Origin of the sequence: Streptomyces sediminimaris (assembly GCF_047049295.1) — a bacterium.
GTDB classification, from domain to species: domain Bacteria; phylum Actinomycetota; class Actinomycetes; order Streptomycetales; family Streptomycetaceae; genus Streptomyces; species Streptomyces sediminimaris.
Window position 1 is genome coordinate 1,714,664 of the sequence record NZ_JBJWOT010000001.1, and the last position, 21,873, is coordinate 1,736,536.

A 21,873-nucleotide genomic window follows, 5' to 3' on the forward strand; every position below is an offset into this window, starting at 1 on the left:
GCCCGAGTCGTTATCGCTAGCGACCCGGGAGGGCCACCAAATGAACGCCGAACACACGCACCGCACGATAGGCAAGGGCGCCGCTGTGCACGTCGTCCTCGCGTCCAGCTGGACCGCTTGCGGCCGTCAGGGCGTCTACGGCGAGCCGGTCACCACCGGTGCGACGTGCAAGACCTGCGAACGCCGCGCCCCTGAGCTCATGAAGCCGACCGCCGCCGCCCCGGTCGAAGCTCCGAAGCCCAAGGCCAAGCGGAAGGCGAAGGCCAAGAAGGCCGCCAAGCCGAAGGCGACCACGCGCACCGAGCCGACGAAGGTCTTCGCCGCCGCGCACAACGCGGAGGCCGCCGCAGCGATCCCCGGCGTGCGCTGGGCCTCTGTCGTCCGCGCGACCGGCGCACTGACCGCGTCCGTGAACTGCGCCGAGTACGGCCTGGTCGACGCTGCCGACAAGTGGATGGCTCTCTGCGTGACGCACGACGAGCAGGAGTTCCACCCGACGCACCGCGCCGCCTGGACGGCTCGCCGCCGGTCGGCCGACTGGTGCTCGGGGTGCCGCTCCGTCGCCGCCGCGAAGGACGAGGAGGCGGGCAAGTGATGGGCTACCGCTTCACGAAGCACGCCCTGGCGCAGATGGCGAAGCGCGACGTGTCCCCCGAGGAGGTCGGCGAAGCGATCCGGCGGCCGGACGGAACCGAGCCCCACCAGGGGCGCACCAGGTACGTGAAGGGTTCGCTGTGCGTCGTCGTAGCGGCGGACGGCGCGATAGTGACCGTCCTCCTTCGTGGACGCGCGACCACTTGGGATGACCGCGACGTCATCGACCGCGCCTGCTGACCGTAGGACGGCACGAGCAACGCCCCCGGGACATCCTGGGGGCGTTCGCCGTTTTGGGACGTCCAGCGGGCAGCAGTGCGATCCTGACCGCATGACCACCAGATCTGGAAAGTGCCTTTTGCTAGACACCCCGTCGCTCTACTTCCGCGCCTACTTCGGCGTCCCGGAGTCCGTGAAGGCGCCGGACGGCACGCCGGTGAACGCCGTGCGCGGGCTGCTGGAATTCATCGACCGCCTGGTCCGCGACCACCGCCCCGACCACCTCGTGGCCTGCATGGACGCCGACTGGCGCCCCCAGTGGCGGGTCGGCCTCATCCCCTCCTACAAGGCGCACCGCGTCGCCGAGGAGCACGCGGCGGGGCCGGACGAGGAGGAGGTGCCCGACACCCTCTCCCCCCAGGTGCCCGTCATCGAGGCCGTCCTGGACGCGCTCGGCATCGCACGCGTGGGTGTGGAGCCGTACGAGGCGGACGACGTGATCGGCACGTTCACCGCCCGGGCGGAGGGCCCGGTCGACATCGTCACCGGCGACCGCGACCTGTACCAGCTCGTGGACGACGCGCGCGGCGTGCGCGTGCTGTATCCGCTCAAGGGCGTCGGCACGCTCCAGGTCACCGACGAGGCGTGGCTGCGCGAGAAGTATGGGGTCGACGGCAAGGGGTACGCGGATCTGGCGCTGCTGCGCGGCGACCCGAGCGACGGGCTGCCGGGCGTGCCCGGCATCGGCGAGAAGACGGCGGCGAAGCTGCTCGCCGAGTTCGGGGACCTGGCCGGGATCATGGCCGCGGTCGAGGACCCGAGGGCGAAGCTCACGCCGTCGCAGCGCAAGCGGCTCGAGGAGTCGCGGCCGTACCTCGCGGTCGCGCCGAAGGTCGTCAGGGTCGCCGGCGACGTCCCGCTGCCGGACGTCGACACGGCACTGCCGCACACCCCGCGCGACCCGGCGGCGCTGGAGGAGCTGGCGGCCCGCTGGGGTCTCGGCGGGTCGCTGAAGCGCCTGCTGGCCACACTGGGCGGGTGAACGCCGTACCGGCTCCCGGAGTTGCCGCTCCCGGAGTTGCCGCGACGTTGCCCTGATGTCGCCTTGATTGCCGGGGCAGATGGCGTACTGACGGCGGAGAGGTGCTAACTTAGGCAAGCCTAAGCAAGGGAGCATGGAGGTCGCCATGGCAGAACGCCCGGCTCGCAAGCCGCGAAGGGCGCAGTCCGCGCAGGTCGTCCGCACCGAGCGGCTGACCCCGCACATGCAGCGTGTGGTCCTCGGCGGCGAGGGGCTGGCCGGCTTCGCGGCCGACACGTGCACCGATCACTATGTGAAGCTGCTGTTCCCCCCGGCCCCGGGCGTGAGCTACCCCGAGCCCTTCGACATGGAGCGCATCCGCGAGGAGCTGCCGCGCGAGCAGTGGCCGGTGACGCGGACGTACACCGTGCGCGCCTGGGACCCGCAGTCCCGCGAGATGACGCTTGACTTCGTGATCCACGGCGACGAGGGCCTGGCCGGTCCGTGGGCGGCGCGTGTCGAGCCCGGCGAGACCGTGCGCTTCATGGGCCCCGGAGGTGCCTACGCCCCCGACGTGAGCGCGGACTGGCATCTGCTGGCCGGCGACGAGAGCGCCCTGCCCGCCATCGCCCGCTCCCTGGAGTCGCTGCCCGAGGGCGTCACCGCCCACGCCTTCGTGGAGGTCTCCGGGCCGGAGGAGGAGCAGAAGATCGACTCCGACGTGCAGGTCGTTTGGCTGCACCGCGGCGAGCGTCCCGTGGGCGAGCGGCTGTGCGAGGCGGTACGGGCGCTGGAGTTCCCCGGCGGCCGGGTGCACGCGTTCGTGCACGGCGAGGCGCACTTCGTGAAGGAGCTGCGCCAGTTGCTCCGCGTCGAGCTGCGGATCCCGCGCGAGGACCTGTCGATCTCGGGCTACTGGCGGCTCGGCCACAACGAGGACGGCTGGCAGGCCTCCAAGCGGGAGTGGAACGCCCGCGTCGAGCAGGAGCAGGAGGGCTCGGCGCCCGCGGCGTGAGACGGCCGCCCGCACGGCGAGACGTGCCGGGGGCGGCACCTCGGATCGAGGCGCCGCCCATCACCTTTCTTCGTAGAGCCCGGTTCGGGTTCGTGGCCTTCGGGGCCTTGCTCAGGCCCCCCGGCCTTGCTAAGGCCGCGCCCACGCCCTGCTCAGGCCGCGTTCACACCCTGCTGCTCAGGCCGTGTTCACGCCGTGCGCCCCGGTGCTCACGCGGCGCGCCGCCGGGCTCACACCTTCCGCTGGTACGAGCGGAACGTGCGGATCGACAGCCACACCGCCGCCACCGCGAGCACCAGCAGCGCCCCGCCGCGGCTGAGGACGTCGCCCCAGTCGGGGTGCTCCGACAGCGCCGAACGGCCCGCGACCATCGCCCAGTTGAGCGGGTTGAAGTCGGCGATGTGCCGCATCCAGCCGGGCATCTGGGACGGCGCCATGAAGGCGCTCGACAGGAAGGTCAGCGGCAGCAGCAGGAAGGTGTTGATGCCGATGATCGACTCCCGCTCCCGCACCAGCATGCCCAGCGCGTTGGACAGTGCGCCGAAGACCGTGCCGAGCAGGACGGAGGCGGCGACCAGGACGGCGACGCCGGCGACGCCGCCCGGGTAGTCGGCGCCGCCCGCCAGCGCGAGCAGCACGATGACGACCGACTGGAACGCGGTGACCAGGCCGTTGTTGACGACGTTGCCGTTCATCAGCGCCGCCCGGCTGACCGGAGTGGTCAGGAAGCGGTCGAGCGTGCCCCGCTGGATCTCCTCCAGCGTGCCCATGCCCGCCCACATGTTGGAGCCGAGCGCGCTCATCGCGACCACGCCCGGGACCAGGTAGTCGAGATAGGTGGTGGTCCCGAAGCCGCCCAGCTCGACGACCTTCTTGAAGAGGCTGCCGAACAGGAAGAGCCAGATCACCGGCTGGATCAGTGTGATGACCGCGTACGCCGGCTGCCGGGTGAAGACCACCAGCTGGCGCTGGGTCATGTACCAGGTCTGGGAGACGGCCGTGCTCACCGGGCACCTCCGGCGGGGACGAGGCGGTCGGTGGCTCCGGCGCCGGCCTCGGCCTCGGAGTAACGGCGGCCGACATAGCGGAGGTAGACGTCGTCGAGGGAGGGCCGGGCGACGGTCGCCGCGGCGACCCTGACCCCGGCCCGCTCCAGGGCCCCGAGCAGCGCGGGCACGGCGGCCGCTCCGTCGTCGGCGCGGACGCTCACGCGGCGCCCGTCGACCAGCACCTCGTGCAGCCCGGACAGCCCGCCGACGGCGCCCTTGAGGAGCGTGCGGCCGGCCTCGCCGAGCACTTCCCGCAGCTCCAGATGGACCGCGTCACCGCGCAGCTCGCCCTTCAGCGCGTCCGGAGTGCCCTCGACGACGACCCGGCCGCGGTCGACGATGGCGATGCGCTCGGCGAGCCGGTCGGCCTCGTCGAGGTAGTGCGTGGTGAGCAGGATGGTCAGGCCCTCCTCGCCCGCCAGCCGGTCGATCTCGTCCCACATCGCGGTACGGGCCTCGGGGTCCAGGCCGGTGGTGGGCTCGTCGAGGAAGAGCACCTCGGGCCGGTGCACCAGGCCGAGGGCGACGTCGAGGCGGCGCCGCATGCCGCCGGAGTAGCCCTTGACCGGACGCTTCGCGGCGTCGGCGAGGCTGAAGCGGTCGAGCAGCTCGTCCACCCGCCTGTTCAGCCCGGCGCCCTTCAGCCCGTAGAGCCTGCCCTGGAGCCGGAGGTTCTCGCGGCCCGTGGCGACCGGGTCGGCGCCGGAGCCCTGGGCGACCACGCCGATCGCGCGGCGCACCCGGTCGGGATGGCGCAGCACGTCGTGCCCGGCGACGGTGGCGCTGCCCGAGTCGGGCCTCGCGAGGGTGGTGAGGATCTTGACGGTGGTGGACTTGCCGGCGCCGTTGGGCCCGAGGAGCCCGAAGACGGTGCCCGGTTCGACGGTGACGTCCATGCCGCGCAGGGCGGTGACATCACCGGCGTAGGTCTTGATCAGCTGGCGCGCCGCCACTGCGGGCGCACGGGTACTACTCATGACGACAGCTCTCCTGATGAGCGGATGACAGCTGATCCGTCCGTGCCGGGAGCGCCGGGCTATCCTGGGTGTGCCGCACCTCGATCGCCTGGAGCCGCCGCACGGCGGAGTCAGCTCGGGGTTCGCGACCCCGGCCACGCTGCTGCAACAGCCCGGCCGGGGTCCTTCTCGTTCATGTGAACTCCGGTGGCAGCTCCCCCGTCTCGTGGAAGCGGCGCCACGCGTCGACGCCGGGCAGTGTGCCCTTCTCGATCTCCTCGAGGAAACCGCGGACCCAGCGCGCCTGCGCCTCGACCATGTGCAACTGGTACTCGACCTCCACGAGGAACAGCCGCGGCAGCGTCTCGCTCAGCTTCTGGAGCGCCGCGCGCCCGCTCACCACCTCCACGTCGAGGTTCTGCAGCCGCTCCTCGAGCAGCCGCACCACCTCGTCGGGAGGCAGGGCGCCGACCAGTGAGAGGGCGGTTTCGAAGATCGGGAACTCCTTCGCGGGGACGGCCAGCAGATCGGACAGCCAGTCGGCCATCTCCTCCCGCCCCGCCTCGGTGAGCCCGTAGACCGTGCGCTCGGGGCGGTTGCCCTGCCGCTCGACGTCGGCGACCTCGACGAAGCCGTGCTTCTCGAGGTTCTGCACGACCGTGTAGAGCGAGCCGTACTTGATCTTCGTGCTGACGTCCTTGCCCTGACGGCGCAGCGTCTGCGCGATCTCGTACGGATGCATCGGCTTCTGCCAGAGCGTGACCATCACGGCCAGCGCCAGCGGATTGCCGAGCTTGCGGCGCTTCATCGCCATGACCATCACCTCATTCCGCCGCTCGCTTCGTTCCCGAATATCCGTGAGCGAACATATCGCGACCCACGCACAGGCGTCAATACACACGATGTATCGCGTTTTCACGTACGGGGCAAGTGCGTGGGCGCCGCGGAGCCAACCCGTTGCGCGGGCACCGCGGAGCGAGGCCCGTGAGGACTTGGGCCCGGCGCGGACACGCCGGCGTGACGCGCACGAAACGGCCCGTCCCTAATTTCTGTCGCCTGACAGGAATTCACGCTCCCAGGACTCCGCGCCGAAGGCAGGTGCCGACATGACGACAACCGCCCCCTCCGACGTACGCCCCGACCCGCCCCACTCCCCCGGCGACGGCTCCCTCGCCGAGTTCGGCTACCGCCAGGAGCTGCACCGCAGCCTGGGCCGGTACGCCTCCTTCGCGGCCGGGTTCTCCTTCATCTCCGTGCTGACGACGGTCTTCCAGTTCTTCGCCTTCGGGTACGCCTTCGGCGGCCCCGTCTTCTTCTGGACCTGGCCGGCGGTGCTGACCGGGCAGTTGGCGGTGGCCGCCTGCTTCGCCGAACTCGCCGCCCGCTACCCGATCTCGGGCGCCGTCTACCAGTGGTCATCGCGCCTGGCGAACGTCACCTTCGGCTGGTTCGCCGGCTGGATCATGGTGATCGGGCAGATCGTGGTGGTCGCGGCGGCGGCGCTGGCGCTGCAGATGGTGCTGCCGGCGATCTGGCCGGGCTTCCAGCTGGTGGGCGGCGACCCGGCGCCCACCTCGCCCGACGGCGCGGCGAACGCGGCGGTCCTGGGGGTGATCCTGCTGGTGCTGACCACGCTGGTGAACACCGTGGACAACCGGGTGATGTCGCTGATCAACCGCGTCGGCGTGACCGCCGAGATCATCGGCGCGGTCCTGATCGTGGTGCTGCTGCTGACCCACTCCCGCCGCTCCCCCGGCATCACCTTCCACACCCAGGGCGCCGCCGGGCCCGGCCTGGCGGGGGCGCTGCTGGTCGGGTCGTTCACGGCGGCGTACGTCATGATCGGCTTCGACAGCGCGGGCGAGATGAGCGAGGAGACGCACCGTCCGCGCCGCACCGCGCCCCGCACGATCCTCACCGCGCTGGGCGCGGCGGGGCTCCTCGGCGGCCTGGTCGTCCTCGGCGGAGTGCTCGCCGCGCCCAGTCTGACCGACGGGCGCCTGGGGGCCGACGGCCTCAGCTACGTGCTGACCAGCAGCCTCGGCGACGGCGTCGGCAAGACCCTGCTCGCGGACGTGGTGGTGGCGATCACGGTGGCGACGCTCGCGATCCAGACGGCGGCCTGCCGGATGCTGTTCTCCATGGCACGCGACGGCCGGCTCCCGTTCTCCGCGCGCCTCGCCCGCGTCAACCCGCGCACCGGCATGCCGAGCGCCCCCGCCCTGGTCGTCGGCGTCCTGGCCGCGGCCCTGCTGCTGCTGAACTTCGCCTCCCCGGACGCCTTCCTGGCCATCGGCACCACCTGCATCGTGCTGCTCTACCTGGCGTACGCGATGGTCACCGGCCCGCTCCTGGTCCGGCGGCTGCGCGGCCAGTTCTCCGCCGAGGGCGGCGACGAGGCCGGCGGCGCACTCTTCTCGCTCGGCCGCTGGGGCGTCCCGGTCAACGCCCTCGCCCTCGTCTACGGCCTCTTCATGACCGTCAACCTGGCCTGGCCCCGGGCGGCGGTGTACGACCCGACCGGCGGGCACTGGTACTTCCAGTGGTTCACGGTGCTGTTCCTGGTCGCCACCCTGGCGGTCGGCGCCGGCTACCGGGCCTGGCGCGGGCGTGCGGCCGGCCGGACCGCCGTGCGGGAGGCGGCCGTTCAGGAGGCCGGGGCCTGAGGTCCGGGGCCCGGCCGGCCACGCCGGAGCCGCACACGGCAGACGGCAGCCCCGGCGTCTCCTGCGGAGTGCCGGCCGCGTCCGGGTCGGTCCCGGTGGACGCGGGCGTGCAGGTGCATGTCGTACCGGCCGTCGGGGTGCAGGAAGGCGCTGCGCCTCACGCCTTCCAGCGGGAAGCCGGTCTTCGCGGCGACGCGGCACGAGGCCTGGTCGGCGGTGGCGTGCGGGAGCTCGAGTCGGCGGAAGCCGATCTCCTCGAAGGCCCAGCGGGTGACCGCGGCCGTCGCGCGGGCGGCCACGCCCCGGCCGCGGGCCGCCGCCGTCGTCCCGTACGCGATCCTCGCCAGGCCGTCGACGAGCACGCTGTCGCGCAGCGCCACCCGCCTCGGCAGCCGGCCGGTGCCCGCGCCGGCCACGGCCCGCAGCGCGACGCGCTCCTCCGTGGTGCGCGTCCTGCACGCCGGACGCGAGCGGTCCGACGGGGTTTCGGGGGCCGTAGGCTTCACCGTGATGAGCCGAAGGTCCCGGATCCCGCCCTCTCCCCTGCCGCAGCGGCTCGGGGTCGATCCGGTGCGGGTGCGGCTGCCCGCCGAGGGGCGGTGGGCCACCGCGCGGGAGTACCTGGCCGAGCGGCTGAGCGGGGCGGGCGCGGGCGTCGTCGAGGGGCTGTTCGCCGCGGGGCGGATCGTCGGCGCCGACGGACGGGCGGTGGCGCCCGACGCGGCGTACGTACCGGGCATGTTCGTGTGGTTCCACCGGGAGCTGCCCGACGAGGTGCCGGTGCCCTTCCCGCTGGAGGTGGTCCATCGCGACGAGCACATCGTCGTCGTGGACAAGCCGCACTTCCTGGCCACCACCCCGCGTGGCAGCCATGTCACCGAGACCGCGCTCGCGCGGCTGCGCCGGGAGCTGGGCATCCCGGCCCTCGGCGCCGCACACCGGCTGGACCGGCTCACCGCCGGGCTGGTGCTGTTCACGGTGCGGCCCGAGGAACGCGGCGCCTACCAGTCGCTCTTCCGCGACCGGCGGGTCCGCAAGGAGTACGAGGCGGTCGCTCCGTACGATCCCTCTCTCGTCCTTCCCCGGACCGTGCGCAGCCGGATCGTGAAGGACCGTGGTGTGCTCGCCGCGTACGAGGTCCAGGGCGAGCCGAACGCCGTCAGCCGTGTCGAGCTGATGGAGCACCGGACCGGCGGGCCGGCGCGGTACCGGCTGCTTCCGAGCACCGGGCAGACCCATCAGCTGCGCGTGCACATGAACACGCTGGGCGTGCCCATCCTCGGTGATCCGCTCTATCCCGTGGTGACCGGTCCGGTGCCGGCCGGTGACTTCCGGCGGCCCCTGCAACTGCTGGCGCGGGCGCTGGACTTCACCGACCCGGTCACGGGGGCGGAGCACCGGTTCCGCAGTGCGCGCGCCCTCACGGCGTGGAGTTCCCACGCCGACTGGGCCGGTCGCTGACGACGCCGTTCGCGACCGAAGTCGACAACTGTCGCGCGTTTCACACCAGTTCACTCGTACAGCCAAGAACGAATCAGAACCAACACTTTCGGATTGATGCCACGCATGACAACATTTCAACCAAGTGCGCCCCTCGTGTGCCGTCATACGCTCCTCATACGCTCCTTCACGAGCGCCGGGGCCGCACGCACGCTGGGAGTACGGCCAGAAGTAGGACGTTCTTGCGGAGGCTCGGGTCATGGCATCAAGTCGCGTTGAGTTCGCGGTAGCAACCCGTGACATACCGACTTGGAAGGGCTTCGCGCAGGAATTTCCGCGCCGTTCGCACCACTTATGCGGTGTGACACCGGACAAAGCCGAATTACTCGCCGGAAATGCGGGCCGGGGTCGTATTCCGAGGTAACACCGGAAATTACCGTCGAGACCGCCGTCATGGCTGCTCGGAACAGCGGACCAGACCCGGTGCCCCTTCCCATGGCTCATGGACAGCGCCCCGCACGGCGGCCTCTCCACGGGCCTGTGCGGTTCGGCGTCCGGCACTCGGCCGGCCACCCCCCGTTCGACCGGTCGTTCCGTCAGCAGGCCCAGTCCGCGCGGTGCAGAAGGACACCTCACCACACAGGAGGCAACCGTGTTGGACACCTTCCAACTACCCGCGTTCTACATGCCGTTCAAGGCCACGGTGAATCCGCATCTGGAATACGTCCGGCCGCGCGTCCGCGCCTGGGCATGGTCATTGGGTCTGCTCGAACCACAGCACACCGACTCGCATCACGGCGGCTGGAGCGCCGAGGTCTTCGACCGCGCGGACTTCACCCTGTTCACCGCGCTGACCTACCCTCACGCCTCCGCGAGGGAACTGGAGTTGCTGTCGAGCTGGCACAGCGTCATCTGGTGCCTGGACGACGTCTTCCTTCCCTGGTGTGAAGCTCTCGGCGAGCGTGCGCGGATCCTGGAGCGCATCGAACGGCTGATGTCCTTCCTGCCGGTCAGCTCCTACGGCTCGGGCCCGGCACCGCGGCACCCGCTGGAACGCGCGCTGCTGGACCTGTGGCAGCGCACCGCGCCCGAGGCCTCACGCTCGTGGCGGGTTCTGTACACCAGGTCCGTACGGCAGTTCCTGGAGGCGTCCTTGTGGGAGGCGGACAACCTCACCCGCGGGCGCTATCCCGACCTCATCGAGCAGACGGAGATGCGCCGCGACTACGGGGCGGCCGGGTGCAGCGCGCTGCTGATGGAGCACTCGCTGGGCTGGGAGATCACCGAGGAGATTCGCGCGACCCGCCCCTTCACCGTCCTGATCAACGCCTTCCGGGACACGGTCGACCTGCACAACGACATCGTGTCCTACCCCAAGGAGGTCCGCGAGGGCGCCGCCAGGAACAACATCGTGCAGGTGGCGCAGGAGCTGTACGCCGTTCCGCTGCACGAGGCGGTCTCCATCGTCGACCGCATCCTGACGGGGCGCGTCAGGACCCTGGACGAGACCGTACGGTCCGACCTCCCGCAGACGCTGCGCGACCTGCGCGCGGATCAGGCCACCCGGCACGCCGTGCTGCGGCACGCCCGGGCCATCCAGGGCTGGGCGGCGGGCTCCTACCACTGGCACCAGGACACCGGGCGGTACCGGTCCGCCGCCTGACCGCGGTGCCCGCCCCGACGGCCGGCGCGGAGCCCGCCCCGACAGCCGGCGCGGACACCTGCCCCGACGGCCGGCGCGGACACCGGAGTTCACCGGTCCCGGCCGGTCAGTAACCGCGCCACCAGCGCAGCAGACGGCGCCAGGCACCCAGCGGACGGTCCGGCTCCGCGGTCGCCTGCGCGGCCTCCTGCCCGGGCGGCGCCGGCCGGGGCTCCGGAACGGCGGCCGGATCGGGCCGCGTGGTGCCGCCGATGTGCCAGTCGGTGCGCTGCGCCGGGACGGCGGGCGGAGCGGGCCGCGCCGTCACGTCCTGCCGGGGCCTCGGTTCGAAGTGCACCGGCAGCTCCACCAGGTGCCGGTTGAGGATCGACGTCCGCCAGCGCAGCTCGTTCTCGTCGCAGTCGAGCTGGATGTCCGGAAGGCGGTTGAGCAGCGCGTCGACGCCGACGTCGGCGATGGCGCGGCCGATGTCCTGGCCCGGGCACTCGTGCGGGCCGCCGCTGAAGGCGAGGTGCGAGCGGTTGCCCATCATGTTGGCCGACAGATCGGGCCGCACGCGCGGGTCGACGTTGCCCGGCGCGATGCCGAGCAGCAGACCGTCGCCCCGGCGGATGCGCCGGCCGCCCAGCTCGGTGTCCTGCTTGGCGACGTAGGGCAGCTGGGTGCTGAACGGCGGCTCGTCCCACAGCGACTGCTCGACCGCCTGGGGCACCGTCATCTGGCCGCCGTTGAGCTGGGCGCGGAACCCCGGGTCGGTGAGCACCAGCCGCAGCACGTTGGCGAGGAGGTTGGCGGTGGCCTCGTACGCGGCCATCAGCACCACGCGCAGATGCTGGCCGACCTCCTCGTCGCTCAGCCCCGCCGAGTGGTTGACCAGGTGACTGGTGAAGTCGTCCTCGGGTTCCGCCCGGCGGCGGACGGCGAGCCGCATCAGCACGTCCATGATGTACGCGTTGCTGGCGATGGAGGTCTCGGTGCCCTTGAGCATGTCGCGCGCGGCGTGCACGATCCGGTCGTTGTACTCGTCGGGCATGCCGAGGATCTGGCACATCACCGCCATCGGCAGGTGCTCGGCGAACTGGCTGACCAGGTCGGCCCTGCCCTCCTCGCAGAACTTGTTGACGAGGTGCTGGGTCGAGCGGTTGATGTGGCGGCGGATGCCCCGGTGGTTGATGGTCGACATGGCGCCGGTGACCGCGCCGCGCAGCCGCAGGTGCTCGTCGCCCTCGGCGTGGCAGCAGATGGGCTGCCAGGCGACCAGCGGCATGAGCGGGTGATCGGGCTTGATCGTGCCGTCCTGCAGGGCCGTCCACTGCCGGGTGTCACGGCAGTACTGCGAGGGGGTGCTCACCATGTGCAGGTTCTCGCTGTGGCCCAGCACCACCCAGATCGGCACGTCCTCGTGCAGCAGCGCCGGAGCCACCGGCCCGTGCTCCTCGCGGAGCTTCTCGTACACGGCTCCCAGGTTCTCCGCCTCGGGGCCGTACAGCCGGCGCAGCCCGCCGGGGCCGACGCCGTGCGCGGGGCAGCCGGGGGGCGGTCCGGTGAGGGGTTCGTCCGTACCGGTCCGGGAGAGGGGTTCAGGCGTCACGATGGTCGCTCCGAAGCTGAGGTTTTCTGGGGTTGACGGGAGGGAGGGGGCGGGAGAGGTCGTACGCGAGGTGGCAGCGGACGCGGTCACCGGGGTCCGGGCGGTGCGCGGGCCTATGTGGCGGCCTTCGCCAGCGCCAGCGAGTGCAGGAAGCGCAGCAGCGTCATCAGGACGTCGCGGCTGGAGGCCCGGCGGCGCGCGTCGCACTCGATGATCGGGATCTCCTCGGCCAGGTCGAGGGCGCCGCGCAGGTCGGAGACGGGGTAACGGGGCGCGTCCGGGAAGGAGTTGACGGCCACCACGAACGGCACGCCGCGCTCCTCCAGGCGCCCTATGACGTCGAAGCTGACTTCGAGCCGGCGGGTGTCGATCAGGACCACCGCGCCGAGCGCTCCCTCGAACAGCCCGTTCCACAGGAACCAGAACCGCTCCTGGCCGGGGGTGCCGAAGAGGTAGAGCACGAGCTGGTCGGTGATGCTGATGCGGCCGAAGTCCATCGCCACGGTGGTGGCCGTCTTGGAGTCGGAGCCGTAGTTGTCGTCGACCCCGACGCCTGCCTGCGTCATGGTCTCCTCGGTGGTCAGCGGCCTGATCTCGCTGACCGAACCGACCATCGTCGTCTTGCCGACTCCGAAGCCGCCCACGATCACGATCTTCACCGCGGCCTGGGCCGTGTGCGGCAGATGATCCTCTGTGCGTGGTCCGGGGATGGTGTCAGAGCCTTTGAAGTCCATGCATCACCGCTTCGAGGAGGGAACGGTCGGGGAGCGCCTGCCGGACGATGGGGGCGCGCGCCTGCACCAGCTCTGCCGAGAGCATGTCGGTGAGCAGCACGGTCACCACGCTGAACGGCAGGCTCAGGTACGCCGAGAGCTCGGCCACCGAAAGGGGTGCCGTGCAGAGCCGGAGCATCGCCGTCTGCTCCGGGGTGGCGGAGGGCGGCGGTTCGGCGCGCGCCACGATTAACGTGACGAGGTCGATGTCCGCGCGCTCGCCGTCCGGCCCGGCGACCACGTAGAGCCGCTCCGGGGCCTTCGCGTCGCCCTCTTTGGCGGGTTTCGGTTTCGGGGGTGGTTCCGCGTTGTCCTGACTGGGGTATCGCCGTCGGCGTTGCGGAGGAGTCATACGGTCTGCCCGTTGCGCCGGGGCGGACTGGTGAGGTGGGCTCCGATCCGTACGACGAGGTCGCGCATGCGGTTGCTCATCAGACCGGGTTCGGCGACCACGTCGGAGAGGACGGCGAGATAGGCGTTGGCCCCGGCCGCCATCAGGTAGAAGTAGCCGCCGTTGATCTCGATGATGACCAGCTTCATCCGGCCGTCGCTGCCGGGGATCTCGTGGGCGACGGCTCCCGCCAGGCTCTGCAGTCCCGCGCAGGCCGCGGCCACACGGTCGGCCGCGTCCGGGTCTCCCCCGTGGCGAGCGATACGCAGGCCGTCGGCGGAGAGCACCACGATCATCTCGATGCCCGGTACTCCGTCGGCGAGATCCTTGAGCATCCAGTCGAAGTTGGCTCGCTGCTGGATCACTTGTGGTCCCTCTCGTCGTCTGCCTCGATGCGGGCCGGCTCGGTGGCCGGCCGGGTGAATGCGGTCGGATCCGGGTCGCCCTTGAGCCCCTCCCAGAACGCCTCGACCCACAGTCCGGGTTCGGGCTCCTTCTCCTCCGGCTCGGGTTCGGGCGCGGGGGCCGTCCAGGAGGGCCGGGCCGCCTGGGCCGCCCGCTCGGCCTCCTCGGCCGCGGCCTGTTCGGCGAGCCGCTGGCTGAGCGGGATCTTGACGCGGCTGCGCCGCTGCGGCAGACCACCGACGGTCCATTCGGTGACCTCGGGGACCTCGTCCTCCATGGACACGCCGGCCGGGATGCGCGGACTCGTGGGACGCCGCTTCTTGGGGGCGCGCTGGGGCGCCTCGACGTTGCCGACGTCGAGCTTGGGGGCGGCGGTCGCGCCGACGCCGTGGGCGAGGCCGGGCGCGGGGTCGCTGGTCATCATCACGCGCGGCACGACGAGGACGGCGCGGACTCCGCCGTAGGCCGAGGAACGCAGTGAGATCTGCATGTCGAACGCCTTGCACAGCCGCCCGACGACGGCGAGGCCGAGGCGCGGGGACTCGCCCAGGTCCTGCAGGTCGAGGCCGGCCTGGGCGCGCTCCAGCATGCCCTCGGCCCGGGCGCGGGCCTCCTCGCTGAGGCTGATGCCGGCGTCCTCGATCTCGATGGCGATGCCGGTCTGCACCTCGGTCGCGGTGACATGCACCTTGGTCTGCGGAGGCGAGTAGCGGGTGGCGTTGTCCAGGAGTTCGGCGCAGGCGTGGATGACCGGCTCCACGGAGATGCCGCGGATGTTGACCTTGGCGATGTTGTCCAGGGAGATGCGCCGGTACTCCAGGATCCGGGACATGGCGCCGCGCAGCACGCTGTACAGCGGGACGGGCTGCGGCCACTGGCGGCCGGGGCGGCCGCCGCCGAGCACGGAGATCGAGTCGGCGAGCCGGCCGATCAGCGCGGTGCCGTGGTCGATGCGCAGCAGGTCGTCGAAGACCTCGGGGTTGCGGCCGTGGTCCTCCTCCATCTCCCGGAGTTCCTTGGCCTGTTGGTGGACGATGGCCTGCACACGACGGGCGATGCTGACGAAGGAGCGCTGGGAGGAGTCCCGCATCGCTTCCTCGGTGTCGACGATGTCGAGCACCTTCCTCAGCAGCGCCACCTGTGCCGCGGACAGGTCGCGGTAGGAGGGATCCATGTCGCCGAGGAGGCGAATCACCTCTACGGGGGAATTCCCGCCGCGCAGGTAGTAGATGGCGGTCGGGGCGATCTCGTGCGCGAGGCGGTGCATCTCCTGCTCGTGGCCGGCGACACGCCGTTCCAGATACGCAGTGTGACGGGCGCTCTCCTCGCGCAGGGTGTGCAGGGCGCGGCCGCGCCGGACCGCTTCGGCCGCGGTCGCGACCACCAGCAGCGTGGCGACGGCGCCGCACCAGACAACGGCCGCCCGGGCCGGCACGGCCACCGCGGCGGCGGCTGCCCCGGTCGCCGCGGCCATCACTATGGCGGGCAGCAACAGCACGCGCGCATACGGGAGTTCACGGCGCCGGGGAGGGGATTGGACACTCACCATGTAGGCCCTCTGAGACGAATCGACGGGGAGTCGCACATATGGGGAACAAGCGCACGAATACACATCAACTCGGTGCGCTGCGGGCGAGCTTAGTCCGACCGGATCATCGCCGTGTCATATTCAGCAAGCGCCTGAAACAGGCCATGTCCGAGGAGTACCCTCGGTCCATTTACACGCTCAGGTGTCACTCGAACACCGAACGTCACAGCGTACGGGCTTGCGAGAACCACTCACCGTGACGGGTGAAGGTCAGATTCCGGCGATCCGCAGCGCCGCGTCCGCGGTGGCCTCCGCGAACGCCCGCACCGGGCGCCCCGGATCGGAACGGCGCACGAGGATCACGCCCTCGATCAGCCCGAACACCAGATCCGTCCGCAGGTCCAGCTCGCCCTCGGCGAGCGCACCGCCGACGGCGGTGGCAGCGATCAACTGCCGGTAGGCGTCCTTGAGTTCGCCGCGTACGGCGTGGAAGCCGGCGAACCGCTCGGCGCGCACCTCGGGCAGCAGGTAGAGACCGCCGAGGTTGTGCGGTCCGCCGCACAGCAGCTCGACGTCCTGCCGGCACAGCTGCCACAGCCGCTCCCCCGGCGGGCGGGCGTCGTCGGCCAGCAGCCGCCGGGCGTACGTCAACGAGGGCGTGACGGTGGACTCCAGCAGCGCGGCGAGCAGTTCCTCCTTGCCGGAGACGTAGTGGTACATCGAGGCCTGCCGCATGCCCGCCCGCTCGGCGACCGCCCGGGTGGTGGTGGCCGCGTAGCCGCGGGTGGTGAACAACTCGGCGGCGGCCGCGAGCAGTTCCTCACGCGGCCGCAGCCCGCTGTCCGGCCGCTGCGCCACCCGCGGCCGCCCGACCCGGCGGCCGCCTCCTCCACCCGGCGTCCCCATGCGCCCGATCCTCGCACACGGGGCGCCGACGCGATCTTCGGACGCACCACGCGGGCGCCGACGCGATCTTCGGACGCACCACGCGGGCGCCCGGCCCAGGGCACGCGCCCTCCGGGCCAATCACACGGGGACCCGGCCCAGAAGCACGCACCCCCCGGGCACACCACGCGGGGACCCGGCCCAGAGCACGCACCCCCCGGGTCAATCACGCGGGCGCCCGGCCGATGCCGCGTGAGGGCCCGCCGATGCCGTGCGAGGGCCCGCCGATGCCGTGCGAGGGCCCGCCGATGCCGTGCGAGGGCCCGCCGATGCCGTGTGAGGGCCCGACCGAAGCGGCCTGCGGGCCCGGCCGCCGCCCGCGAACGCTCGGTCGCGTCCACGAGTGCGGGCGGCCGCCACCCGGCGCGAGCCCGGCGACAGGCACCCGAGAACCCGGCGACGAGCCCCGCCGGCACTCGGCCGCCGTCCCGCGAACACTCCGCCACACCCCACAAGGACTGACCCCCGAAGGCTCGGCGCCGAGCCCCGTGAGGGCTCGGTAACCGGTCGGCAACGCGCGGGCAATTCCGGCGACCCGGCGGCCGCCTAATTTCTGTCGGGCGACAGAAATTGCCGGAGACACGCGTTCACCACGACAACCCGGAGCCGGAGGTCCCGCGATGGCGACAGCCACCCCGTACGGAGCCCGCGACCACGCACGCGCCCAGGAGGGCGCGGGTGCGCGGGCCATGCCCGTCGTTCCGGCCGCCGACTGGCCCGACCCGCCGTGCGCGGCGGGCCACCTGGTGTGGGCCGAGACCGTGGCGGGCGGAAACTACACCCACCGGGTACTGGCCCGCGGCACCGAGCTGCGCCTGACCGACCCGCACGGCGACGCCTGCGCCCACCTGCTGCTGTACGTGGCCGACCGGCCCTGGGAGCGGCTGAACGTCGCCGACACGGTGAAGGTCCAGTGGAACGCGTACCTCGGCGAGGGCCGCCTCCTGCTGTCCGACCAGGGCCGCGTGCTGGCCTCCGTCGTCGCCGACACCGCCGGGCGGCACGACGCGCTGTGCGGCACCTCCACCCTCGTGCGCAACACCGAGCGCTACGGCGACGGCTCCCCGCAGTCCGCCTCCCCCGCGGGCCGCGAGCTGCTGAAGCTGGCGGCCGCGAAGAACGGCCTCACGCCGCGCGACCTGCCCCCGTCGCTGTCCTTCTTCCAGGGTGTCGAGGTGCGCGAGGACGGCGCCCTGGAGTTCACCGGTTCCACCGGCCCCGGCGGCAGCGTCACCCTCCGCGCCGAGCAGGACCTGACCGTGCTGATCGCCAACGTGCCGCACCCCGCCGACCCGCGCCCCGACTACGTCTGCACCCCGCTGGAGGTCCTGGCCTGGCGCGCCGCGCCGACCGCCCCGGACGACCCGCTGTGGCAGGCCACGCCCGAGGGCCGCCGGGCCTTCCTGAACACCGCCGAACACCTCACCGCGAGGGGGCTCGCATGAGCACGAGCACACCGCCGGCCGCCCGCCGGGCCGTCGTTCCCGCCCGGGCCGCCTGGTCGGCCGTGATCCGCGCCGGTCACACGCTGACCATCACCGACCTGCACGGCAACCAGGCCGTCGACTTCCTCGTCTACGACGCCCGGGACACGTCCGTGCGCTACAGCGCGCCCGACACGATCCAGGCCCGCGGCGGCGTCTTCCTGACCACGGGCAGCGTGCTCATGAGCAACGAGCACACCCCGCTGATGACCGTCACCGACGACGAGGTGGGCCGGCACGACACCCTCGGCGGCGCCTGCTCCAAGGAGTCGAACACGCTCCGCTACGGCCACCACACCTGGTCGCAGCACGCGTGCGTGGACAACTTCCTCGCGGAGGGCGCCCGGTACGGACTCGGCAAGCGCGACCTCGTCTCCAACATCAACTGGTACATGAACGTGCCGGTCGAGAAGGACGGCACCCTCGGCATCGTCGACGGCATCTCGGCGCCGGGCCGGAAGCTGACCCTGCGCGCGGAACGCGACGTGCTGGTGCTGGTCTCCAACTGCCCTCAGATCAACAACCCCTGCAACGGCTTCGAGCCGACCGCGGTGGAGATGACGATCGGGGCCGCGGGCCGGGGAGACGGCGCATGACCTTCGACACCGTCCTCGTCGCCAACCGGGGCGAGATAGCCGTCCGCATCATCCGCACCGCCCGCGCGCTCGGCCTGCGCACGGTCGCCGTGTACTCCGACCCGGACCGCACCGCCCCCCACGTCCGGCTCGCCGACGAGGCGGTACGGCTCGGCCCGGCGCCCGCCAAGGAGTCCTATCTCGACGCCGACCTGGTGCTGAAGGCGGCCAAGGACACCGGCGCGGGCGCGATCCATCCCGGCTACGGCTTCCTCTCGGAGGACGCGGTCTTCGCCCGCCGCTGCGAGGACGCCGGGATCGTGTTCGTGGGTCCGACACCCGGGCAGCTGGAGCTGTTCGGCGCCAAGCACACGGCGCGGGCGGCGGCCGAGGCGGCGGGGGTGCCGCTGGCGCCGGGAACGGGCCTGCTCCCGGATCTGGACTCCGCCGCGGCGGCCGCCGGGCGCATCGGCTATCCGGTCATGCTCAAGGCGACCGGCGGTGGCGGCGGCATCGGCATGTCGGCCTGCCGGTCCGCGGCCGAACTCGCCGACGCCTGGGAGCGGGTGCGGCGCGTCGCCGCGGCCTCCTTCTCCTCCGCCGGCCTCTTCCTCGAGCGGCTCGTCGAGCCCGCCCGCCATGTGGAGGTACAGGTCTTCGGCGACGGCACGGGCCGGGTCGTGACCCTGGGCGACCGCGACTGCTCCCTCCAGCGCCGCAACCAGAAGGTCGTGGAGGAGGCACCGGCGCCCGGCCTCCCCCCTCATGTGCGCACGCGGCTCACCACCGCGGCCCGCGACCTGTGCGCCTCCGTCGCATACCGCTCGGCCGCCACGGTCGAGTTCGTCTACGACGCCTCCCGCGAGGAGGCGTACTTCCTGGAGGTCAACACCCGTCTGCAGGTGGAGCATCCGGTCACCGAGGAGATCCACGGCATCGACCTCGTCGCCTGGATGCTGCGCCTGGCACGCGGCGAGACGGACGTCGTCCGCGCACCGGGCGCCCCCCGCGGTCACGCCGTGGAGGCCCGGCTGTACGCCGAGGACCCCTCGCGCGGGCACCGGCCCGGCGCGGGCCTGCTGACGCGGGTGGAGTTCCCGCCGGGCGTCCGCGTCGACGGCTGGGTGGAGGCCGGCACCGAGGTGACGACGTCGTACGACCCCCTGCTCGCCAAGGTGATCGCGCACGGCCCCGACCGCGCCCACGCCCTGCGGCGGCTGGACGAGGCGCTGGCCCGCACCCGCGTCGACGGCATCGAGACCAACCTGGGCCTGGTCCGCGCGGCGCTCGCCGACCCGGACGTCGCCGGGGCCGTGCACTCCACGGCGACGCTCGCCTCCGTCACCGACCCCACGCCGCGGATCGAGGTCGTCTCCGGCGGCACCCTGACCACGGTGCAGGACTGGCCGGGCCGCACCGGCCACTGGCAGGTCGGCGTGCCGCCGTCCGGGCCGATGGACGACCTGTCCTTCCGGCTGGGCAACCGCGCGCTCGGCAACGACGAGGGTGCGCCGGGGCTCGAGTGCACCCTGCAGGGGCCGGCGCTGAGGTTCACGCACCCGACGACCGTGTGCGTGACGGGCGCCGCGGCCGAGGTCACCGCCGGCGGCACGCCGGTCGCCCAGTGGGAACCGGTCACGGTGCCCGCGGGCGCCGTACTGCGGATCGGCGCACCGGCCGGGCACGGCCTGCGCACCTATGTGCTCGTCGCCGGCGGGCTCGACGTGCCGGACTTCCTGGGCAGCGCGAGCACCTTCACGCCGGGCCGCTTCGGCGGACACGGCGGCCGGGCGCTGCGTACCGGCGACGTACTGCACGCAGGCACGGTCACCACCGGCGCCCCGGTGCCCGTCCGGGACCGGCCCTACTTCGGTGCCGTGTGGCACGTCGGGGCCGTCGAAGGCCCGCACGCCGCACCGGAGTTCTTCACCGCGGAGGACATCCGCGACTTCTACGCCGCCGACTGGAAGGTCCACTTCAACTCGGCCCGCACCGGCGTCCGGCTGGTCGGGCCCAAGCCGCGGTGGGCGCGCGCGGACGGTGGTGAGGCGGGCCTGCACCCGTCCAACATCCACGACACCCCCTACTCCGTCGGCGCCGTCGACTACACCGGCGACATGCCGGTGCTGCTCGGTCCGGACGGACCCTCGCTCGGCGGGTTCGTCTGCCCGGCGACCGTCCTGAGCGGCGAGCGCTGGAAGCTCGGGCAGCTGCGGCCCGGCGACACGGTGCGCTTCACCCCGGTCACCGTCGACGGCTCGCCCCGCGCAGCCGTCGTGGACGGCGGCGTACTGGCCCGGGACGGCGACGTCACCCACCGCCGCGGCGGCGACGACAACCTGCTCGTCGAGTTCGGGCCCATGCGGCTCGATCTGGCGCTGCGCATGCGGGTCCACGCGCTGATGGAAGCGGTGGCCGCGGCGGACCTCGACGGTGTCACGGACCTCACCCCGGGCATCCGCTCCCTGCAGATCCGGACGGACCCCGGCCGGCTGCCGCTGCGCGAACTCCTGCCCCTGGTGCGGGAGATCGCGGCGGCGCTGCCGCCCACGGACGAACTCGTCGTCCCCTCCCGCACCGTCCACCTCCCGCTGTCCTGGGACGACCCGGCGACCCGCGAGGCGATCGCCCGCTACACGGCGGGCGTCCGCGACGACGCGCCCTGGTGCCCGTGGAACATCGAGTTCATCCGCCGGGTCAACGGCCTGGAGTCGGTGGACGACGTCCACGCCACCGTCTTCGACGCCGAGTACCTGGTCCTGGGCCTGGGCGACGTCTACCTGGGCGCCCCGGTCGCCACCCCGCTGGACCCGCGGCACCGCCTGGTGACCACGAAGTACAACCCGGCACGCACCTGGACGGCCGAGAACTCGGTCGGCATCGGCGGTGCCTACCTGTGCGTCTACGGCATGGAGGGCCCGGGCGGCTACCAGCTCGTGGGCCGCACGACCCAGGTGTGGTCGGGCTGGCGGCAGCGGGGCGCGTTCGAACCCGGATCGCCCTCGCTGCTGCGCTTCTTCGACCGCATCCGCTGGTATCCGGTGGACGCGGACGAACTCCTCGGCCTGCGCGCCGACATCATCTCCGGCCGCTTCGTGCCCCGGATCGAGGAAGGCACCTTCTCGCTCGCCGATCACCGGCGGTTCCTCACCGACAACGCCGATTCCATACGGGAGTTCACAGCCCGGCAGCAGGCGGCCTTCGCCGCGGAGCGGGACGCCTGGGAGGCGGCGGGCGAGTTCGCGCGCGCAGAGGCGGCCGCGGTACCGGCGCCCGCCCCGGCGGAGGTGACGGTCCCGCCGGGCGGCCGCCTCGTCGAGGCCGAGTTCGCCGCCTCCGTCTGGCAGCTCAACGTCAGGCCCGGAGACGAGGTGCGGGCCGGACAGCCGCTCCTGGCGCTGGAGGCGATGAAGATGGAGTCCCGGGTGCACGCGCCGGCCGACGGTGTGGTCGCGGAGATCCTGGCCGGGCCGGGCGACCAGGTTCAGGCGGGGACGGCGCTGGTGATCCTGGCCCCGGCGGCCCGGTGAAGCACACGCGGGAGCGGGAACGGAGGAG

At 72.4% G+C, this 21,873-nt stretch carries 19 protein-coding genes and 1 pseudogene; 10 read left to right on the plus strand and 10 right to left on the minus strand.

Annotation, left to right across the window (positions count from 1 at the left end):
- Positions 1-40 precede the first annotated feature (40 nt).
- The 4 genes from ACJ9NR_RS08010 (at position 41) to ACJ9NR_RS08025 (ending at position 2,849) form a co-directional block, all read left to right on the plus strand.
- A complete protein-coding gene (locus ACJ9NR_RS08010; protein WP_412489007.1) occupies positions 41-595 on the plus strand; it encodes a hypothetical protein in 555 nt (184 codons plus the stop codon).
- Positions 595-834: a DUF4258 domain-containing protein gene (locus ACJ9NR_RS08015; RefSeq protein WP_412489006.1), complete on the plus strand. Its 240-nt coding sequence runs from the start codon at positions 595-597 to the stop codon at positions 832-834. The genes ACJ9NR_RS08010 and ACJ9NR_RS08015 overlap by 1 nt, the downstream gene beginning before the upstream one ends.
- Before the next feature lie 91 nt (positions 835-925).
- A complete protein-coding gene (locus ACJ9NR_RS08020) occupies positions 926-1,855 on the plus strand; it encodes a 5'-3' exonuclease (RefSeq protein ID WP_412489005.1) in 930 nt (309 codons plus the stop codon).
- A gap of 145 nt (positions 1,856-2,000) precedes the next feature.
- A complete protein-coding gene (locus ACJ9NR_RS08025) occupies positions 2,001-2,849 on the plus strand; it encodes a siderophore-interacting protein (RefSeq protein WP_412489004.1) in 849 nt (282 codons plus the stop codon).
- Between the two features lie 230 nt (positions 2,850-3,079).
- Here the strand turns inward: ACJ9NR_RS08025 and ACJ9NR_RS08030 are convergent, their stop codons facing one another.
- The 3 genes from ACJ9NR_RS08030 to ACJ9NR_RS08040 form a co-directional block, all read right to left on the minus strand.
- Positions 3,080-3,856, minus strand: a complete 777-nt coding sequence (locus ACJ9NR_RS08030; RefSeq protein ID WP_412489003.1) for an ABC transporter permease — start codon at positions 3,854-3,856, stop codon at positions 3,080-3,082.
- The gene (locus ACJ9NR_RS08035) at positions 3,853-4,875 is read right to left on the minus strand and encodes an ATP-binding cassette domain-containing protein (RefSeq protein ID WP_412489002.1); all 1,023 of its coding nucleotides are present in this window, start codon (positions 4,873-4,875) and stop codon (positions 3,853-3,855) included. Before ACJ9NR_RS08035 ends, ACJ9NR_RS08030 begins: the two co-directional genes overlap by 4 nt.
- 172 nt (positions 4,876-5,047) lie before the next feature.
- Positions 5,048-5,668, minus strand: coding sequence for a PadR family transcriptional regulator (locus ACJ9NR_RS08040; protein WP_412489001.1), 621 nt, complete (start codon positions 5,666-5,668; stop codon positions 5,048-5,050).
- 292 nt (positions 5,669-5,960) lie between these two features.
- On the opposite strand from ACJ9NR_RS08040, the gene ACJ9NR_RS08045 reads away from it, so the two are divergent.
- Positions 5,961-7,520: an amino acid permease gene (locus tag ACJ9NR_RS08045; RefSeq protein ID WP_412489000.1), complete on the plus strand. Its 1,560-nt coding sequence runs from the start codon at positions 5,961-5,963 to the stop codon at positions 7,518-7,520.
- A gap of 89 nt (positions 7,521-7,609) precedes the next feature.
- Here the strand turns inward: ACJ9NR_RS08045 and ACJ9NR_RS08050 are convergent.
- A pseudogene (locus ACJ9NR_RS08050) lies at positions 7,610-7,957 on the minus strand (GNAT family N-acetyltransferase); the annotation flags it as partial.
- 73 nt (positions 7,958-8,030) lie between these two features.
- On the opposite strand from ACJ9NR_RS08050, the gene ACJ9NR_RS08055 reads away from it, so the two are divergent.
- Positions 8,031-8,981, plus strand: a complete 951-nt coding sequence (locus ACJ9NR_RS08055) for an RluA family pseudouridine synthase (protein WP_412488999.1) — start codon at positions 8,031-8,033, stop codon at positions 8,979-8,981.
- Positions 8,982-9,612: 631 nt separating this feature from the next.
- Entirely contained in the window at positions 9,613-10,623 is a 1,011-nt protein-coding gene (locus ACJ9NR_RS08060) for a terpene synthase family protein (protein WP_412488998.1), read from the plus strand.
- 106 nt (positions 10,624-10,729) lie between these two features.
- Here ACJ9NR_RS08060 and ACJ9NR_RS08065 read toward each other — a convergent pair whose 3' ends face one another.
- The 6 genes from ACJ9NR_RS08065 to ACJ9NR_RS08090 all read right to left on the minus strand — a co-directional run bounded on the left by ACJ9NR_RS08065 (position 10,730) and on the right by ACJ9NR_RS08090 (position 16,217).
- Positions 10,730-12,214 carry a cytochrome P450 gene (locus ACJ9NR_RS08065; RefSeq protein WP_412488996.1) on the minus strand — a complete coding sequence of 495 codons (1,485 nt, stop codon included), beginning with the start codon at positions 12,212-12,214 and terminating at the stop codon, positions 10,730-10,732.
- Positions 12,215-12,327: 113 nt separating this feature from the next.
- Complete coding sequence (locus tag ACJ9NR_RS08070) at positions 12,328-12,948, minus strand: GTP-binding protein (RefSeq protein WP_412488995.1); 621 nt, start codon at positions 12,946-12,948, stop codon at positions 12,328-12,330.
- Positions 12,929-13,339, minus strand: coding sequence for a DUF742 domain-containing protein (locus ACJ9NR_RS08075; protein WP_412488994.1), 411 nt, complete (start codon positions 13,337-13,339; stop codon positions 12,929-12,931). Before ACJ9NR_RS08075 ends, ACJ9NR_RS08070 begins: the two co-directional genes overlap by 20 nt.
- Positions 13,336-13,743, minus strand: coding sequence for a roadblock/LC7 domain-containing protein (locus tag ACJ9NR_RS08080; RefSeq protein WP_412488993.1), 408 nt, complete (start codon positions 13,741-13,743; stop codon positions 13,336-13,338). Before ACJ9NR_RS08080 ends, ACJ9NR_RS08075 begins: the two co-directional genes overlap by 4 nt.
- A complete protein-coding gene (locus ACJ9NR_RS08085) occupies positions 13,740-15,332 on the minus strand; it encodes a sensor histidine kinase (protein ID WP_412488992.1) in 1,593 nt (530 codons plus the stop codon). Before ACJ9NR_RS08085 ends, ACJ9NR_RS08080 begins: the two co-directional genes overlap by 4 nt.
- Positions 15,333-15,581: 249 nt before the next feature.
- Positions 15,582-16,217: a TetR/AcrR family transcriptional regulator gene (locus tag ACJ9NR_RS08090; RefSeq protein WP_412488991.1), complete on the minus strand. Its 636-nt coding sequence runs from the start codon at positions 16,215-16,217 to the stop codon at positions 15,582-15,584.
- A 659-nt stretch (positions 16,218-16,876) separates the two neighbouring features.
- On the opposite strand from ACJ9NR_RS08090, the gene ACJ9NR_RS08095 reads away from it, so the two are divergent.
- The 3 genes from ACJ9NR_RS08095 to ACJ9NR_RS08105 are packed head-to-tail and all read left to right on the plus strand — an operon-like array spanning position 16,877 to position 21,845.
- Positions 16,877-17,701 carry an urea amidolyase associated protein UAAP1 gene (locus ACJ9NR_RS08095; RefSeq protein ID WP_412488990.1) on the plus strand — a complete coding sequence of 275 codons (825 nt, stop codon included), beginning with the start codon at positions 16,877-16,879 and terminating at the stop codon, positions 17,699-17,701.
- Positions 17,698-18,336 (plus strand): urea amidolyase associated protein UAAP2, encoded by a 639-nt coding sequence (locus tag ACJ9NR_RS08100; RefSeq protein WP_412488989.1) that lies wholly within the window; start codon positions 17,698-17,700, stop codon positions 18,334-18,336. Before ACJ9NR_RS08095 ends, ACJ9NR_RS08100 begins: the two co-directional genes overlap by 4 nt.
- On the plus strand, positions 18,333-21,845 hold the full coding sequence (locus ACJ9NR_RS08105; protein WP_412488988.1) for a 5-oxoprolinase/urea amidolyase family protein: 3,513 nt from the start codon (positions 18,333-18,335) through the stop codon (positions 21,843-21,845). The genes ACJ9NR_RS08100 and ACJ9NR_RS08105 overlap by 4 nt, the downstream gene beginning before the upstream one ends.
- Positions 21,846-21,873: the final 28 nt, after the last annotated feature.

Excerpts from the sequence above, each read along its gene's own strand:
- ACJ9NR_RS08100 (WP_412488989.1), top strand. The coding sequence starts at position 17,698 with ATGAGCACGAGCACACCGCCGGCCGCCCGCCGGGCCGTCGTTCCCGCC.
- ACJ9NR_RS08055 (WP_412488999.1), top strand. The coding sequence starts at position 8,031 with ATGAGCCGAAGGTCCCGGATCCCGCCCTCTCCCCTGCCGCAGCGGCTC.
- ACJ9NR_RS08105 (WP_412488988.1), top strand. The coding sequence starts at position 18,333 with ATGACCTTCGACACCGTCCTCGTCGCCAACCGGGGCGAGATAGCCGTC.
- ACJ9NR_RS08090 (WP_412488991.1), bottom strand. The coding sequence starts at position 16,217 with ATGGGGACGCCGGGTGGAGGAGGCGGCCGCCGGGTCGGGCGGCCGCGG.
- ACJ9NR_RS08070 (WP_412488995.1), bottom strand. The coding sequence starts at position 12,948 with ATGGACTTCAAAGGCTCTGACACCATCCCCGGACCACGCACAGAGGAT.
- ACJ9NR_RS08035 (WP_412489002.1), bottom strand. The coding sequence starts at position 4,875 with ATGAGTAGTACCCGTGCGCCCGCAGTGGCGGCGCGCCAGCTGATCAAG.
- ACJ9NR_RS08040 (WP_412489001.1), bottom strand. The coding sequence starts at position 5,668 with ATGGCGATGAAGCGCCGCAAGCTCGGCAATCCGCTGGCGCTGGCCGTG.
- ACJ9NR_RS08020 (WP_412489005.1), top strand. The coding sequence starts at position 926 with ATGACCACCAGATCTGGAAAGTGCCTTTTGCTAGACACCCCGTCGCTC.
- ACJ9NR_RS08045 (WP_412489000.1), top strand. The coding sequence starts at position 5,961 with ATGACGACAACCGCCCCCTCCGACGTACGCCCCGACCCGCCCCACTCC.
- ACJ9NR_RS08095 (WP_412488990.1), top strand. The coding sequence starts at position 16,877 with ATGGCGACAGCCACCCCGTACGGAGCCCGCGACCACGCACGCGCCCAG.
- ACJ9NR_RS08010 (WP_412489007.1), top strand. The coding sequence starts at position 41 with ATGAACGCCGAACACACGCACCGCACGATAGGCAAGGGCGCCGCTGTG.
- ACJ9NR_RS08085 (WP_412488992.1), bottom strand. The coding sequence starts at position 15,332 with ATGGTGAGTGTCCAATCCCCTCCCCGGCGCCGTGAACTCCCGTATGCG.
- ACJ9NR_RS08015 (WP_412489006.1), top strand. The coding sequence starts at position 595 with ATGGGCTACCGCTTCACGAAGCACGCCCTGGCGCAGATGGCGAAGCGC.
- ACJ9NR_RS08025 (WP_412489004.1), top strand. The coding sequence starts at position 2,001 with ATGGCAGAACGCCCGGCTCGCAAGCCGCGAAGGGCGCAGTCCGCGCAG.
- ACJ9NR_RS08075 (WP_412488994.1), bottom strand. The coding sequence starts at position 13,339 with ATGACTCCTCCGCAACGCCGACGGCGATACCCCAGTCAGGACAACGCG.